Origin of the sequence: Celerinatantimonas marina, assembly GCF_046054165.1 — a bacterium.
Classification (GTDB): domain Bacteria; phylum Pseudomonadota; class Gammaproteobacteria; order Enterobacterales; family Celerinatantimonadaceae; genus Celerinatantimonas.
Window position 1 is genome coordinate 30,564 of sequence record NZ_JBFNXK010000011.1, and the last position, 14,962, is coordinate 45,525.

The following is a 14,962-nucleotide window of genomic DNA, read 5'->3' on the forward strand; positions in this document are numbered from 1 at the left end:
ATCGAATCCAACAACCGTAAATTAATCTGATTGAAGCGACCGAAATGAAATCGTAGACAAAAGAGTTCGACGCACCGGACACGTTTTTACCATTGCTAAAATAGCCTGTCTTTCAGACTCAGATAAATCGCCGACTAATGAGACGTCATATTCAAAACACACCTCGCCTTCATGACTCCGATCAAGGTTTACAATCGTTGCTACCGAGCTCAATGATAATGCATGCTGCTCAGTGTACATTCGCACGGACATATTAATGCAACAAGCCAACGCGGCTTCCAGCAAATCATGCGGCCTGAACCCCTCACCTTTTCCACCTTTATCGCTGTGAATATCACTGTAAGCAACGACGCGATCATTGGTAAATTGAGTCTGATACGGCTGACTTAAGCACTTGGTCCTAATCATGAAATACTCCGGGAAATATTAGAATCAAGTCTCACCAATATACGCTGATAAATTCAGCTCTCAATTTCTGTATTATTCCGAACCATCGCTTAAAGGTAGTCCCCCTCTCATTAAAGAGAGGGGGATAAAATCCCACTATGCATTCATATAAAGACGATATTCCGCTATTTTTTGAGCTAATCTGCCGGCTAATGGTGCATGAGCACTTGCTAATTGATCATGAATCAACTGTGCTTCATCCCGATAATTGGCTATTTTCATTTTATTCCAATGCGCCGGAGGTGCCTGCAAATTAGTAATCCTATCCGCTAATTTGACCAACCAAATTTCTTTAGGCTGTTGCCTAATTCGGCTTAGACTATCCAGCATCTGTTCTTTCTTAGAAGGCAACTGCTGATCTTTGGTTAAACTTAAAACACCTAATGCCACCGCTTCACCAAATTCTAGTTTGACTTGCTCATAAGTCACATCCGTATCTTCAATCACATCATGCAATAGTGCACACTGAATCGATAAATCTGGACGTTGTACTGGAATAACAGATATAGCCGCGATCACTTCCATGGCCACATTACCGATATGATTAAGGTACGGAATATCACTTCCGGGTAACGTCTGATACCGATGTGCAGCTGAAGCAAAATTCCAAGTCTTCAGATATAAATCCTGAGTAAATAAGCTATCCATCTATGATCACCGAACAATAAACAAAATATTTCAGAGTCTGTTTACGACCATTAAACAGCACAGGCATTGACTGCTTCAGTATGCAGACAGATTTTTAAAAATAAAGCTCAAACTTTCATCAGCGATCACATTCCCAAAGACATTTTTATTGATATATATCATTTTAAGATCGCAGCCAGATTGGTAAACATGCCCTACATTAACGCTATACCTTTAAGAAACATCCCATCATTTTGGGCCCGCTATCAATAAGTTGCATTAAAATGCCGAAGAACTGACGAATTTACAGCCAGTTGAGGCTGATTCGCGGTCATTTGGTATATAATTCAGGCAAACGATCTGTTTTTCAATTTTTTTACAGAAAATGGGTTGACGCTAGGTAGGCATATCAGCATAATACGCGCCGCAGCAACGGAACAGTTGCTCACAAAACGATGGCTATGTAGCTCAGCTGGTTAGAGCACAGCACTCATAATGCTGGGGTCGCAGGTTCAAGTCCCGCCATAGCCACCAACAAGTCTGTAAAGACTACTGAAAATGCGGAAGTGGCGGAATTGGTAGACGCGCTAGATTTAGGTTCTAGTATCGTAAGGTGTGAGAGTTCAAGTCTCTCCTTCCGCACCATTTTCAGTCTGCAGGGATATAGCCAAGCGGTAAGGCAACGGGTTTTGATCCCGTCATGCGCTGGTTCGAATCCAGCTATCCCTGCCATTTTATTTAAACGAAGCTTTGACGATATCTTAGGGATATAGCCAAGCGGTAAGGCAACGGGTTTTGATCCCGTCATGCGCTGGTTCGAATCCAGCTATCCCTGCCATTATATGGCTATGTAGCTCAGTTGGTTAGAGCACAGCACTCATAATGCTGGGGTCGCAGGTTCAAGTCCCGCCATAGCCACCAATGATGTACAGGCTTGATTTAAATAAGATTTTTAGAAATTCTTGTTGACGACTTTAAAGATTCAGGCATATAATTTTGGCCGCTCAACAGCAACAGTTTTAGGGGTATAGCCAAGTGGTAAGGCAACGGATTCTGATTCCGTCATTCGTTGGTTCAAGTCCAGCTACCCCTGCCAATATCGAGAAAGCCCGCCTTATGCGGGCTTTTTCATTTCTGATATTTTTTGCGCTCACGGCAAATGCTCTAGAATAAGCAGCCACTGCCAAATTTAACATCACATTGGGCAGTGACCCATCATTCTCGCTATTTCAATCCTACGGCATACCGTAATGCTTGCCGTTTTAAAACACCACTATGCTCAGCCAGCGACAATCCCCATCGCCGCAGTTTGCCAACCATCGGATGTGAATGCGAAAAACTCTTATAAAGGACATCCATTGCCGACTGCATTAACAAATTATCAGCCTGACGAACCCGTTGATAGCGTCGTAACATCCGTGATACCGATTCATAATCGTCCAATGAGACTTTTTCTAACAGTTCCAATAATAACGAAACATCCTTGAATCCAATATTGACTCCCTGCCCAGCTAAAGGATGAATGGTATGTGCCGCATCTCCTGCGAGTATGACTCGACCAGCGCCATAGTGATGAGCATGCTGACGAGTTAATGGAAAGCTAGCCCAATTAAGCAATTCAAAATCTCCAGGTAAAGCAGGAAACCCAGCGATAATTTGCTGTTTCAACTGAGCGGCTGATAATCTCTGTAACTGTAAAATTCGCTGGGGCGTATCATACCAAATCAGCGTCGCATAAGGCGCCATTAACGGTAAAAACGCACGCGGACCTTCCGGATGAAACTCCTGCCAAGTCACCTCTTGCAAAGGTGCATCCAGCTTAATATTAATACTTAAACACCGCTGCCGATAATTCCAACCGGTTATTCCGATCCCAGACTGCTCCCGCACCTGAGAATGCGCACCATCGGCACCAATCATCAACCGCCCTTGTAACGGTTGTTCCTGACAATGAATCACCACGCCATCAGAGCACGATTGTAATTGCCAATCTTGCCACGGAAATAGATCGATCGCTAACCCCTCAAAGCACTGCCATAAAGCGAGTTGTACTACTCGATTCTCAATCATATATCCCAAATGATCCTGGCCGATCGTCGACGCCTGAAAATCAACCCGTTGCACCATTCCAACTTCCCAAGTTTGTAATCCGGAATAAGGCGTTAAACGCATGGCTTCAATCGCAGGCCATGCTCCGAGTTTACGGAGTAATTGTTCACTGGCTAAATTAAACGCCGACAACCGCAGATCAGGGACTGAATTGACATCAAATGCGGTTGGTTGAGAAGGTTCGAGCAGTGCAATCGACATTCCCTGCGATGCCAAACCACAAGCTAATGCGGCTCCGATCATTCCGCCACCGGCAATGATCACATCATATTGTTTCATAAGTTATTCATCATTATGGCTACTGCGATAAAGTGTACCCTGTTGCTGCTTTTCACCAAAACGATCTTGGGCAGATTTCAGCTTATATTTGGAATGAAATGTGAAAATTTTGTCAAGCTGCTAGTCAGTGGCCCTTGAAAAAAGTAAAATACGCCTCCATTTTCGAGCTATTAATCAACGAGTGAAAACATGGCCAAAAAACTGCATATCAAAACTTGGGGCTGCCAGATGAATGAATATGATTCATCCAAAATGGCAGAACTTCTGGATGCAACTCACGGCTATGAGCTCACAGAAGATCCTGCGCAAGCGGATGTGCTGTTGCTCAACACCTGTTCCATCCGCGAAAAAGCCCAGGAAAAAGTATTTCACCAGCTAGGCCGCTGGAAACATTTAAAAGACAAAAAAGCCGATCTAGTCATTGGCGTTGGTGGCTGCGTGGCTTCTCAAGAAGGTGACGCCATTCGTCAACGGGCTCCTTTTGTCGACATCGTTTTTGGGCCGCAAACCCTGCATCGGTTACCTGAAATGATTAAACAGGTACAGGAAAAACATGGTGCAGTGGTTGATATCAGCTTTCCTGAAATCGAAAAATTTGACCGGCTCCCTGAACCACGCGCTGAAGGACCAACGGCTTTTGTCTCCGTGATGGAAGGGTGTAATAAATACTGCTCGTTTTGTGTAGTACCCTATACGCGTGGCGAAGAAATTAGTCGCCCACTGGATGATGTTCTCTACGAAATCGCCGCACTCGCGGAGCAAGGCGTTCGAGAAGTCAATCTGCTGGGTCAAAATGTCAACGCCTACCGCGGTGAACGTTATGATGGCAGCATCTGTAGTTTCGCGGAGCTATTACGCGATGTGGCCAGTATTGACGGTATTGACAGAATTCGTTATACAACCAGTCATCCGCTTGAATTTACTGATGACATTGTGGCAGTGTATGCAGATACTCCAGAACTGGTTAGTTTCTTACATCTACCGGTCCAAAGTGGTTCTGATCGAATTTTGACATTGATGAAACGGCCGCATACTGCGATTGAATACAAATCCATCATTCGCAAACTGCGGAAAGTACGTCCGGATATCAATATCAGTTCTGATTTTATCGTCGGTTTTCCCGGTGAAACCGATGAAGATTTTGCAGCAACCATGAAGCTGATAGAACAAGTTAACTTTGATATGAGCTTTAGCTTTATTTACAGCCCGCGCCCGGGAACTCCGGCGGCGGATTTACCGGATGATGTAACCGAAGACGCTAAAAAACAACGGCTGTATATTTTGCAGGATCGCATTAATCAGAATGCCATGCAATTTAGTCGTCGGATGCTGAATACCGAACAACGCATTTTAGTCGAAGGACCATCGAAGAAAAATCCGATGGAACTTCGGGGACGGACGGAAAATAACCGAGTGGTCAATTTTGAAGGATCACCGGAACTGATTGGTCAGTTCGTGGATGTTAAAATTACCGACGTTTTCCCGAACTCATTACGAGGGGATCTGATTCGAACCGAGGCCGAAATGGCGTTAAGGGTTCACACATCCCCTTCAGAAATCATGACGAAGAATATGGCCGAAAAACCCGATGATCTGGGTGTCTCGACCTTTACGCCATAAATATTCAGGGAGTAATCTCCCTCTGAGGACTGAAGATGGTTGCTCATCTGTCAATGTTTAGCGACCATCATTCAGATCCCTATATGCGAAGGAGCAATAGCCAATACGGCTTTGAGATATATTGAGCACACCATTACAAACAATTGAATTTCAACTCGAGCCGGCAGATAGCAAACGTTTAGCCAGCTTATTTGGTCCTTTTGATGATAACCTACGGCAGTTAGAACGACGACTGGGCTTAGAAATTACCTATCGAAATCAACATATTACCCTCGTAGGTCAGCCTGCTCAGGCTAAAGCGGGTGAATCCATTTTAAAACATCTTTATGTTGAAACGAAGCCATTAAAAGGCCAAGGGATTCCAGCTTTGGATCCACAACAAATCCATTTAGCGATTAAAGAAAGTGGGGTCTTGGAGCAAGAACAAGAACCTCGTCATCACGCTCAGCAAACTACCATCAAAACCAAGCGTGGTGTGATTAAACCCCGAACCCCGAACCAATCTGATTACATCGGCCATATTCTTAATCACGATGTAACCTTCGGTATTGGCCCGGCAGGAACTGGGAAAACCTATCTGGCGGTGGCCTGTGCCGTGGACGCGCTGGAACGTCAGGAAGTTAGACGAATTTTGCTCACTCGGCCAGCGGTTGAAGCCGGTGAAAAGCTCGGTTTTCTCCCTGGGGATCTCAGTCAGAAGGTCGACCCATATCTACGGCCACTCTATGATGCATTATTTGAAATGTTAGGTTTTGAGCGTGTAGAGAAACTTATCGATAGAAATGTGATCGAAGTCGCTCCTTTAGCTTATATGCGTGGCCGAACACTAAACGATGCCTTTATTATTCTTGATGAAAGCCAGAATACCACAGTAGAACAGATGAAAATGTTCCTGACCCGGATCGGCTTCAATTCCAAGGCAGTCATTACCGGTGATATTACTCAGATCGACCTGCCCCGGCATCAGAATTCCGGGCTACGCCATGCGATTCAGGTGCTACAAGATGTTGAAACGTTAAGTTTTAATTTCTTTCAGGCGGCTGATGTGGTGCGGCATCCGGTAGTTGCTCGAATTGTCGAAGCTTATGAAGCCTATGATGAACAACAGCGCCGAAAACAAAACGACCAAGAGGCGGACAAATAATGAATGCGATTGTTGATCGACAGATTGCCTGCGATGAGCAGGGATATTTACCGTCACAGGATGAACTCGTCACCTGGGCCAGTGCAGCACTGGAGCTCTGTGAGAGTGAAGGCGAACTTACAGTTCGTCTGGTCGAGCCGGAAGAAAGTCAGGCGCTGAATCATCAGTATCGAGAAAAAAATCGGCCAACCAATGTGCTGTCATTTCCATTCCAGTCTCCTCCAGGAATCGATCTGGGTTTACTTGGTGATTTAGTGATTTGTAAATCCGTGGTTGAAAAAGAAGCTCTCGAACAAAACAAACCCTTATCGCATCATTGGGCGCATATGGTTGTACATGGTTGCCTGCATCTGCTAGGTTATGATCATATCGAAGATGATGAAGCTGAAGAGATGGAAGCTTTAGAAGTCAAAATCCTTTCAACGCTAAATATTGCAGACCCTTATCAGGTTCTGCCTACTACGGAATAAACAATCCCCATGAGCGACGAGAATCCTCACTCTGGAAGCGGTTCTGCCAAATCCTGGCTGGATAAAGTTGGCCAGTGGTTTCAGGGAGAACCGCAAAATAAACAAGAACTAGTTGACGTCATCCAAGACGCCAACGAACGGGAATTAATTGACAGTAACACCAAAGAAATGATCGAAGGTGTTCTGGAAGTTGCCGACTTGAAAGTTCGGGATATTATGATCCCTCGCTCTCAAATGATCACCATTGATATTACCGAGACTGTTGATCAATTTCTGCCTACGATTATTCATGCGGGACATTCAAGGTTCCCGGTAATCAATGAAGATAAAGACCATATCGAAGGTATTTTACTCGCAAAAGACCTGTTACTTTATGGATTTGATAACCACCATGAACCGTTGGAGTTACCGCAAATCATCCGACCGGCAGTGGTGGTTCCTGAAAGTAAACGTATCGATAAGTTACTGAAAGAATTTCGTTCAGAACGTTATCACATGGCGATTGTTGTCGATGAATTCGGGGGCGTTTCAGGACTGGTGACCATTGAAGATATTCTGGAGCTGATCGTTGGCGATATCGAAGATGAATTTGTTAAAGGCCAAGAATTACGCCAAAATATCCGCCGGATCAATAATTCCACCTTTGCGGTCAGTGCCCTCACCGATATCGATGATTTTAACGATGCCTTTCGCTGTGAACTCAGTGATGATGAAGTGGACACTATCGGAGGACTGGTTACCCATGCCTTTGGGCACCTGCCCGCTCGAGGTGAAAAAATCACCATTGCCAACTTTCATTTTAAAGTCAGTAGTGCCGATCGACGTCGAGTCATTCAGCTACAGGTAACCATTCCCGAATCACTGGATAACTCAAATATTGACGGCTAATCATCGACTGGAATACAGCCCGCTAGTGCTGATTCAGAAGCCCTTTATTGCCTGCTTAATTGCATTACTAGCAGGCCTATTGGCCCCATTTGCATTTGCGCCATATCACCTATGGCCTCTAAGTATCCTCTCGATGGCTGGCTTGTTTTTCTTAATTCAACGCGTTCGGACACCCTTTCGAATTGGATTCTGTTATGCCATAGGTTTTTATGGATATGGGCTAAGTTGGATCCATGTCAGTATTTATCAATTTGGCGGCATTCCGCTATGGGGGAGCTTTTTCCTCGTTGGATTGCTCGTTATTTATCTGGCCTTATTCCCAGCTTTTTCTTGCTGGTTAGCGGCCAAATGGCCTTCTCATCATTCACTGACTTTTGCACTCTTAGGATTCCCGGGATGTTGGCTGCTGGGGGAATGGCTACGAGCCAGACTCTTTACCGGATTTCCTTGGCTAATGCCGGGCTATAGTCAAATTTATAGTCCATTATCCGGTTATGCCAGCAGTTTCGGCGTTTATGGGGTAACCCTAGTCTTACTGTGTTGTGCTGGTTTATTGGTTTGCTGGCTCAGCCGGCCACGCCACCTGATCAGTTTAATCGTATTAGCACTGATTGTTTCAGGCGGCACACTTCTCAAGTGGGTCACTTTTACACATGCGCATTCTCCAGTTCGCATTGCACTGGTTCAGGGAAATGAAGCGATTGAAACCAAATGGGCCCCAGAAAACCGAATGCCAACCTTAAAACGCTACTGGCAACTCACCGAACAACAAAATAATACCGATATCATCGTCTGGCCTGAATCGGCACTGCCGCTTCTTGAATCTCAGGCCAGTGCTTATTTAACCGCGCTGGATCAAACCCTAACCCAAAAGCAACAGGCACTGGTCACCGGCATTATTCATCGCAGTGCAACCGGCCAATACTACAATGCACTAATTGTACTCGGACAAAAGACCAAACCGGGCAGCCATTCAGCACCTTACCAATTCAATAATCAGGATCGTTATTACAAACGGCATTTACTCCCAATCGGTGAATTCGTACCGTTTGAAAAATGGCTCCGCCCTCTGGCAAAACTTTTTAATTTACCTATGTCCTCTTTCTCCAGAGGGACAAATCAACAGTCTGATATTCTCGTGAATGGACATCACTGGCTGAGTGCTATCTGCTATGAAATTGCTTTTGGCAACGAAATCCAATCGCTGATCAGCCAACAAACCGATGCAATTTTAACTATTAGTAACGATACCTGGTTTGGCCGATCGATCGGTCCAGCACAACATCTGGAAATCGCACAAATGCGAGCCCTTGAATTTCAGCGCCCCGTCGTGCGAGGGACCAACACGGGCTATACAGCGCTTATCAATAGTCACGGCCAAATAACTAAACAACTCCCCATCTATAAAACCGCAGTACTTCATGGTGAAATGACGCCCCGAACAGGGCAAACACCTTATCAACGCTGGGGACTATGGCCCGTTTACCTATTTGAGTTCATTGCCGCGATGCTTATGATCCAGCAAATAAGATCCCGAATAAAATTAAATAAAGTTCAGATCCAATCATCGAATAAAGTGGAATCAAATGCAGATAACTGATGAACCTTAGCCAAACTCACTGAGAAATTGACCAGAATTAACTCTAACTATTGTTGTATTCGATGGGAGTGAGTATCCTATATGACTTCAACAAGATTCGTATAGAACAATCTAATTTTCCGGAAATTATCACCCATGCAAGAGCAATACAATCCGCACGACATTGAGCCCAGCATTCAGCAAAAATGGGAAACCCAAAAAACTTTTAAGGTCACCGAGCAACCTGGTAAAGAGAAATTCTACTGTCTATCAATGTTTCCTTATCCCAGCGGACGACTGCACATGGGCCATGTCCGAAATTACACGATCGGTGATGTAATTTCACGCTACCAACGCATGCAGGGTAAAAATGTGTTACAGCCAATGGGTTGGGATGCTTTTGGCCTACCCGCTGAAAATGCAGCGATTAAAAACAATACCGCGCCTGCGAAATGGACCTATGAAAACATCGCCTACATGAAAAAACAGCTCAAACAGCTGGGCTTTGGTTATGACTGGGATCGCGAAATCGCAACCTGTCGCCCGGAATACTATCGCTGGGAACAATGGTTTTTCACTAAATTATTTGAAAAGGGTCTGGTCTACAAAAAAATGTCGACCGTGAACTGGGATCCTGTCGATCAAACCGTATTAGCTAACGAACAGGTTATTGATGGCCGAGGCTGGCGTTCTGGAGCACCTGTGGAACAAAAAGAGATCCCACAGTGGTTTATTAAAATTACGGATTATGCTCAAGAATTGCTCGATGATTTAGACCAGATGGATGAATGGCCTGAGCAAGTTAAAACCATGCAACGCAATTGGATCGGTCGCTCTGAAGGGGTCGAACTGACATTTGATGTCGCAGGCCAGAATCAGTCATTCAATGTATATACTACGCGTCCGGACACTATTTTCGGGGTAACCTATGTCGGTGTCGCCGCACAACATCCACTGGCTTTAAAAGCAGCCGAAAACAATCCAGAACTAGCGAAATTCATCGACGCTTGTAAAAATACCAAAGTGGCAGAAGCCGATATGGCCACCATGGAAAAACTAGGTGTAGACACCGGTTTGAAAGCGATTCACCCATTAACCGGTCAAGAAGTACCGATTTGGGCGGCTAACTTTGTGTTAATGGATTATGGTTCAGGTGCCGTAATGGCCGTTCCGGCTCATGACCAACGCGATTACGAGTTTGCCAGTAAATATGGGCTCGATATCAAACCGGTTATTTTAACTGAGGCCGGTGAAGCCCCGGATGTCAGCGAACAAGCTTATACCGAAAAAGGGAAACTGTTTAACTCCAGCGAATTTGATGGCTTGGCTTTTCAGGAAGCATTTAATGCCATTTCCGGCCATTTAGAGTCACTCGGAAAAGGCCAGAAAAAAGTAAACTTCCGTTTGCGTGACTGGGGTGTTTCCCGTCAGCGCTACTGGGGAACCCCGATCCCGATGTTAAATCTGGAAAACGGAGATGTCGTCCCGGTTCCTGAAGAACAACTCCCGGTTCGCTTACCTGAAGATGTCGAAATGACCGGCGTTATTTCACCGATTAAAGCCGATCCGACTTGGTCTGAAACCACGTATAACGGTCAGAAAGCATGGCATGAAACCGACACTTTCGATACGTTTATGGAATCAAGTTGGTACTTTGCAAAATTCTGTTCAACCAGTAACGACGTGATGCTGGATCCGGAAACCGCTAATTACTGGCTTCCAGTCGATCAATATATTGGTGGGATTGAACACGCCATTTTGCATTTGCTTTATGCTCGCTTCTTCCACAAATTATTGCGGGATGCCGGTCTGGTCAACTCAGATGAACCCTTCAAACGGTTACTCACCCAAGGAATGGTGCTGGCTGATGCTTTCTTCTATGAAGATGATCAAGGCGGTAAAAACTGGGTATCTCCATTAGATGCCGATGTCACACGTGATGATAAAGGCCGGATCACCAGTGCCAAACAGATCAGCACTGGCCGTGAATTGCAATATTCCGGCATGAGTAAAATGTCAAAATCGAAAAATAATGGTATTGACCCTCAGGTGATGGTTGAAAAATATGGGGCTGATACCGTTCGATTATTTATGATGTTTGCCGCCCCGGCAGAACAGACTCTGGAATGGCAGGACTCTGCGGTTGAAGGTGCGCTACGTTTCTTGCGCCGAGTTTGGCGCCAGTGTTATGACCTGTTACAGGCTGGCCATGCCGACAGTTATGATGCGGCAAAATTAACCGCTGAACAGCAGGAATTACGTCGAGAATTACATAAAACGATTACCAAAGTCAGTGATGATATTGGTCGTCGGCAAACATTTAATACCGCCATTGCCGCCATCATGGAATTAATGAACCGAATTTCCAAACAGGACTACACGGATTCGGTCACTCGTGCCATTGGTTATGAAGCCATGACTGCGGTTATTTTAATGCTTTCGCCGATTACTCCCCATATCTGCAGCGTTCTTTGGCAGGAACTGGGACATGACCAAGATTTAGAAACCACCCCTTGGCCGGTTGCCGATGATGAAGCGATGGTTGAATCCACTAAACTGATCATCGTGCAAGTGAATGGCAAACTTCGCGCAAAACTAACGACAGCAGCAAATGCGACGCAGGAAGATGTACAGGCGCAAGCACTAGCTGACGAAAATGTGAGTCGCTTTACCGATGGTAAAACAATTCGCAAAGTTATTTTTGTACCCGGGAAACTGCTCAATATCGTAGCGAACTAGTTGAGATACCTCATGGATAAACTAATTCAGTGCCCTTTAAGGGCACTATTTAAACGCTATCGACAGGCACTCGTGCTCGTTGTAGCTGTATCACTACTCTCGGCATGTGGCTTTCACTTACGTGGAAACTATTTGATTAACAGTAAATTAAGTGCGCTTTATCTGGTATCCAGTGATCCTTATAGTGATCTAACACTTGATTTGGAAAACCAGTTACGTCAAAACAATATCAAATTGCTGGATGCTCCTTCGGATCAGGCCCCAGTTGTGGAATTAAAATCACCCTCAATCACCAGTCGTATCGTTTCGGTCTATTCTGACGGAAGTGATGCCGAATACGAACTGAGTTACCAGGTTGAAGGAACCGTCACGACCAAAGCAAATATTAAATTTCCTTTAGAAGTACAATTACATCGGGACTTTACTTCTGACAACCATCAAGCTTTGGCTAAACTACGAGAACGGGATCTCATTGAAAAAGAGATGCACCAGATGGCAGCCGATCAAATCGTTCGCCAGTTAGCTACTATTGATTATTAATGCGCATCAATCCCCAACAGCTTACGGAGCGACTTACTCAAGTTGCTCCTGTTTATTTAATCAGCGGCGATGAACCGCTGATTGTTTCTGAAAGTGCCGCTTTAATTCGTGATCGGGTCCTGCAAAGTGGCAATGTAGAGCGCTTTCGATTCCATTACGATCAGGAATTAAACTGGGAAACAATTGTCAGCCAAGCGCAAGAACTTTCGCTATTTTCCCCACTAAAATTGATAGAGATTGAGTTTTCTGCACTTCCAGATAAACAAGCCGCTAACCGTCTGACAGAACTCCTTCAACAACTCAATTCAGATACTTGCTTGTTGCTGATGATGCCCCCGCTCAAAAAAAACCAACAAAAACAGGCTTGGTTTCAACAAATCGATCAACGGGGAATCATCATCTCTGTACTGCTGCCTCAGGGGCAGCAATTAACTCAATGGGTCAAACAACGCTTACGCCGTTATCAATTACAACCTGAAACAGAGTTGGCTCAGCGACTTATCTATTACTATGAAGGCAATTTATTAGCGTTAAGCCAAACAATAAGACAGCTCAGTCTGACTTATCCAAATGGCACAGCGGATCTGGCAGATGTTGAATCGTCACTGACTGAATCGGGGCAATTTAGCCAATACCAATTAGTTGATGCCTTGTGGAATCAGCAACCGGCCCGAGCCCAACAAATTGTCCGACAACTTCGTCAGGAAGGTGAAGAGCTGACTTTATTCAATTGGCTTATGGATAAAGATCTAACCATTATCAGTGCTCTGCAACAGGCCACATCCCCAGATCCGATCTGGCATCAGTTCAAGGTCTGGCCTAAACGTCAAAATCTGTTACAAAAAGCTGCAAAGCAACTATCCGTTCAACAAATCCAGCAGGCCCGCTATCAACTGGCCCAGTTGGATCTAGCGATTAAAACTCAATTCAATCGCCAGAACGAGCTCGAATTTGAGCAACTATTATTGATCTTAAGTCCTCAACAGTGGAGTTATCAGCATGGCTGAACCGCGCCTTTATCTGGGCGGCTCATTCGATCCCGTACACTTGGGACACTTACAAAGTATTGAGCAATTACGCCAGCAAATTGGTTTATCGAATGCCGTTTTAATCCCGGCTAAACGTTCCCCTCTGAAAAACCAAACGCATGTTAGTGATCAACACCGTTTGATGATGCTGCAATTAGCACTAACCGATTACCCGCAGCTTCATTTGGATACTCGAGAGGTTTACCGAAGTACGGCCTCTTACACCATTCTGACCCTTCAACAATTACGTGTCGAAAATCCAGATTCCAGCCTGATTTTTGCGATGGGGATGGATTCGTTTCTGGAACTAAACCGTTGGCAACATTGGCGACAGCTAACTGACTATGCTCATCTAGTCGTCTTTTCCCGTCCCAATTATCAACCCCAGCTAAATCCCGAAATTCAGCAATGGCTAGCCCCTCATTTTTGCCAGCAGATATCCAAACTTCACACCGAACTCTGTGGACAAGTTTATTTTACAGAACTCAAGCCTTATAACATATCTTCCTCAGAAATCCGCCAACGGCTGGCTCAAGGTCACATTGATCCTGAAGTAAAAGCGAATTTACCGGTTCAGGTCTACAATTACCTACAACAGAATTCACTCTATGGGTTAACGCCGCTAGAAAAGCCATGATATACTGGCAAACCGATATCTAAATACTGGAGTTAAACTAGGTGCATACCGAAGCACTCGTGAAATTTGTCATCAATAGTCTTGAAGATATGAAAGGGCGAGACATCATCACTATTGATGTTCACCAACAATCGACAATTACCGATCAGATGATTATCTGTAGTGGTAATTCCAAACGCCATGTACAGTCGATTGCAGAAAATCTTGTTTTAGATGCTAAACATGCGCAGCTTCCAGTCCTGGGAAGTGAAGGCAAAGATGCTGGTGAATGGGTTCTGGTTGATCTTGGAAATGTTATCGTTCATGTCATGCAAGATGAAGCCCGGGATTTCTATCAGCTTGAAAAATTGTGGAAACCTGTCTCAGAGATGCAAGCTGGATGAAAATTCAGTTAATTGCTGTGGGCACTAAAATGCCAGACTGGGTTGAACACGGCTATCAAGAATACGCACGCCGTTTTCCTAAAGACGTCAGCTTAGAACTGATTGAAATTCCTGCGGGAAAACGCGGTAAGCATGCTGATATTCGCCGGATCTTAGAAAAAGAAGGTGAACAAACATTAGCAGCCATAGGTCGTGGTAACCGTGTTGTTACACTGGAAGTCAATGGAAAACCCTGGGACACCCCACAGTTGGCCAAACAACTAGAGAGTTGGAAAATGGATGGCCGTGATGTCAGTCTGTTAGTCGGAGGACCGGAAGGATTAGCACCTCAGTGTCTTGAAATTGCAGAACAACGTTGGTCGTTGTCCAATTTGACACTGCCCCATCCGTTGGTCCGAATCGTTCTGGCAGAAACATTATATCGGGCATGGAGCCTCACCGCCAATCATCCATACCACCGGGAGTAACCCCC

14 protein-coding genes and 6 tRNA genes are annotated in these 14,962 nt (G+C 45.0%); 17 read left to right on the forward strand and 3 right to left on the reverse strand.

Annotated features, from left to right (window positions below; genetic code table 11):
* Positions 1–21: 21 nt before the first annotated feature.
* Positions 22–408 carry an OsmC family protein gene (locus ABUE20_RS12625; RefSeq protein WP_408620300.1) on the reverse strand — a complete coding sequence of 129 codons (387 nt, stop codon included), beginning with the start codon at positions 406–408 and terminating at the stop codon, positions 22–24.
* Positions 409–543: 135 nt separating this feature from the next.
* Positions 544–1,095 (reverse strand): HD domain-containing protein, encoded by a 552-nt coding sequence (locus ABUE20_RS12630; RefSeq protein WP_408620301.1) that lies wholly within the window; start codon positions 1,093–1,095, stop codon positions 544–546.
* 436 nt (positions 1,096–1,531) lie between these two features.
* Between ABUE20_RS12630 and ABUE20_RS12635 the strand changes: the two genes are divergently transcribed.
* From ABUE20_RS12635 to ABUE20_RS12660, 6 genes are all read left to right on the forward strand, one after another.
* Positions 1,532–1,608 (forward strand) — tRNA-Met (locus ABUE20_RS12635).
* A 26-nt stretch (positions 1,609–1,634) separates the two neighbouring features.
* Positions 1,635–1,719: transfer RNA gene (locus ABUE20_RS12640), tRNA-Leu, on the forward strand.
* Positions 1,720–1,731: 12 nt separating this feature from the next.
* Positions 1,732–1,806 (forward strand) — tRNA-Gln (locus ABUE20_RS12645).
* A 31-nt stretch (positions 1,807–1,837) separates the two neighbouring features.
* Positions 1,838–1,912, forward strand: a tRNA-Gln gene (locus ABUE20_RS12650).
* A 6-nt stretch (positions 1,913–1,918) separates the two neighbouring features.
* A tRNA-Met gene (locus tag ABUE20_RS12655) sits at positions 1,919–1,995 on the forward strand.
* Between the two features lie 100 nt (positions 1,996–2,095).
* A tRNA-Gln gene (locus ABUE20_RS12660) sits at positions 2,096–2,170 on the forward strand.
* Between the two features lie 128 nt (positions 2,171–2,298).
* Here the strand turns inward: ABUE20_RS12660 and ABUE20_RS12665 are convergent.
* Positions 2,299–3,462 carry an FAD-dependent monooxygenase gene (locus ABUE20_RS12665; RefSeq protein ID WP_408620302.1) on the reverse strand — a complete coding sequence of 388 codons (1,164 nt, stop codon included), beginning with the start codon at positions 3,460–3,462 and terminating at the stop codon, positions 2,299–2,301.
* Positions 3,463–3,651: 189 nt separating this feature from the next.
* Between ABUE20_RS12665 and miaB the strand changes: the two genes are divergently transcribed.
* The 11 genes from miaB to rlmH all read left to right on the forward strand — a co-directional run bounded on the left by miaB (position 3,652) and on the right by rlmH (position 14,957).
* The gene (gene miaB / locus ABUE20_RS12670) at positions 3,652–5,082 is read left to right on the forward strand and encodes a tRNA (N6-isopentenyl adenosine(37)-C2)-methylthiotransferase MiaB (RefSeq protein ID WP_408620303.1); all 1,431 of its coding nucleotides are present in this window, start codon (positions 3,652–3,654) and stop codon (positions 5,080–5,082) included.
* Positions 5,083–5,203: 121 nt separating this feature from the next.
* Positions 5,204–6,226 carry a PhoH family protein gene (locus tag ABUE20_RS12675; protein ID WP_408620304.1) on the forward strand — a complete coding sequence of 341 codons (1,023 nt, stop codon included), beginning with the start codon at positions 5,204–5,206 and terminating at the stop codon, positions 6,224–6,226.
* Positions 6,226–6,696, forward strand: coding sequence for an rRNA maturation RNase YbeY (ybeY, locus tag ABUE20_RS12680; RefSeq protein WP_408620305.1), 471 nt, complete (start codon positions 6,226–6,228; stop codon positions 6,694–6,696). Before ABUE20_RS12675 ends, ybeY begins: the two co-directional genes overlap by 1 nt.
* Before the next feature lie 9 nt (positions 6,697–6,705).
* Positions 6,706–7,584, forward strand: coding sequence for a CNNM family magnesium/cobalt transport protein CorC (gene corC, locus ABUE20_RS12685; RefSeq protein WP_408620306.1), 879 nt, complete (start codon positions 6,706–6,708; stop codon positions 7,582–7,584).
* Positions 7,574–9,184, forward strand: coding sequence for an apolipoprotein N-acyltransferase (gene lnt, locus ABUE20_RS12690; protein WP_408620307.1), 1,611 nt, complete (start codon positions 7,574–7,576; stop codon positions 9,182–9,184). Before corC ends, lnt begins: the two co-directional genes overlap by 11 nt.
* 135 nt (positions 9,185–9,319) lie before the next feature.
* Positions 9,320–11,902, forward strand: coding sequence for a leucine--tRNA ligase (gene leuS, locus ABUE20_RS12695; protein ID WP_408620308.1), 2,583 nt, complete (start codon positions 9,320–9,322; stop codon positions 11,900–11,902).
* A 12-nt stretch (positions 11,903–11,914) separates the two neighbouring features.
* Complete coding sequence (locus ABUE20_RS12700; protein ID WP_408620309.1) at positions 11,915–12,442, forward strand: LPS-assembly lipoprotein LptE; 528 nt, start codon at positions 11,915–11,917, stop codon at positions 12,440–12,442.
* Positions 12,442–13,449: a DNA polymerase III subunit delta gene (gene holA, locus ABUE20_RS12705; RefSeq protein WP_408620310.1), complete on the forward strand. Its 1,008-nt coding sequence runs from the start codon at positions 12,442–12,444 to the stop codon at positions 13,447–13,449. The genes ABUE20_RS12700 and holA overlap by 1 nt, the downstream gene beginning before the upstream one ends.
* Positions 13,442–14,107 carry a nicotinate-nucleotide adenylyltransferase gene (gene nadD, locus ABUE20_RS12710; protein WP_408620311.1) on the forward strand — a complete coding sequence of 222 codons (666 nt, stop codon included), beginning with the start codon at positions 13,442–13,444 and terminating at the stop codon, positions 14,105–14,107. Before holA ends, nadD begins: the two co-directional genes overlap by 8 nt.
* Before the next feature lie 41 nt (positions 14,108–14,148).
* Positions 14,149–14,490: a ribosome silencing factor gene (rsfS, locus tag ABUE20_RS12715; protein ID WP_408620312.1), complete on the forward strand. Its 342-nt coding sequence runs from the start codon at positions 14,149–14,151 to the stop codon at positions 14,488–14,490.
* Positions 14,487–14,957 (forward strand): 23S rRNA (pseudouridine(1915)-N(3))-methyltransferase RlmH, encoded by a 471-nt coding sequence (gene rlmH / locus ABUE20_RS12720; protein WP_408620313.1) that lies wholly within the window; start codon positions 14,487–14,489, stop codon positions 14,955–14,957. The genes rsfS and rlmH overlap by 4 nt, the downstream gene beginning before the upstream one ends.
* The last annotated feature ends 5 nt before the right edge of the window (positions 14,958–14,962 follow it).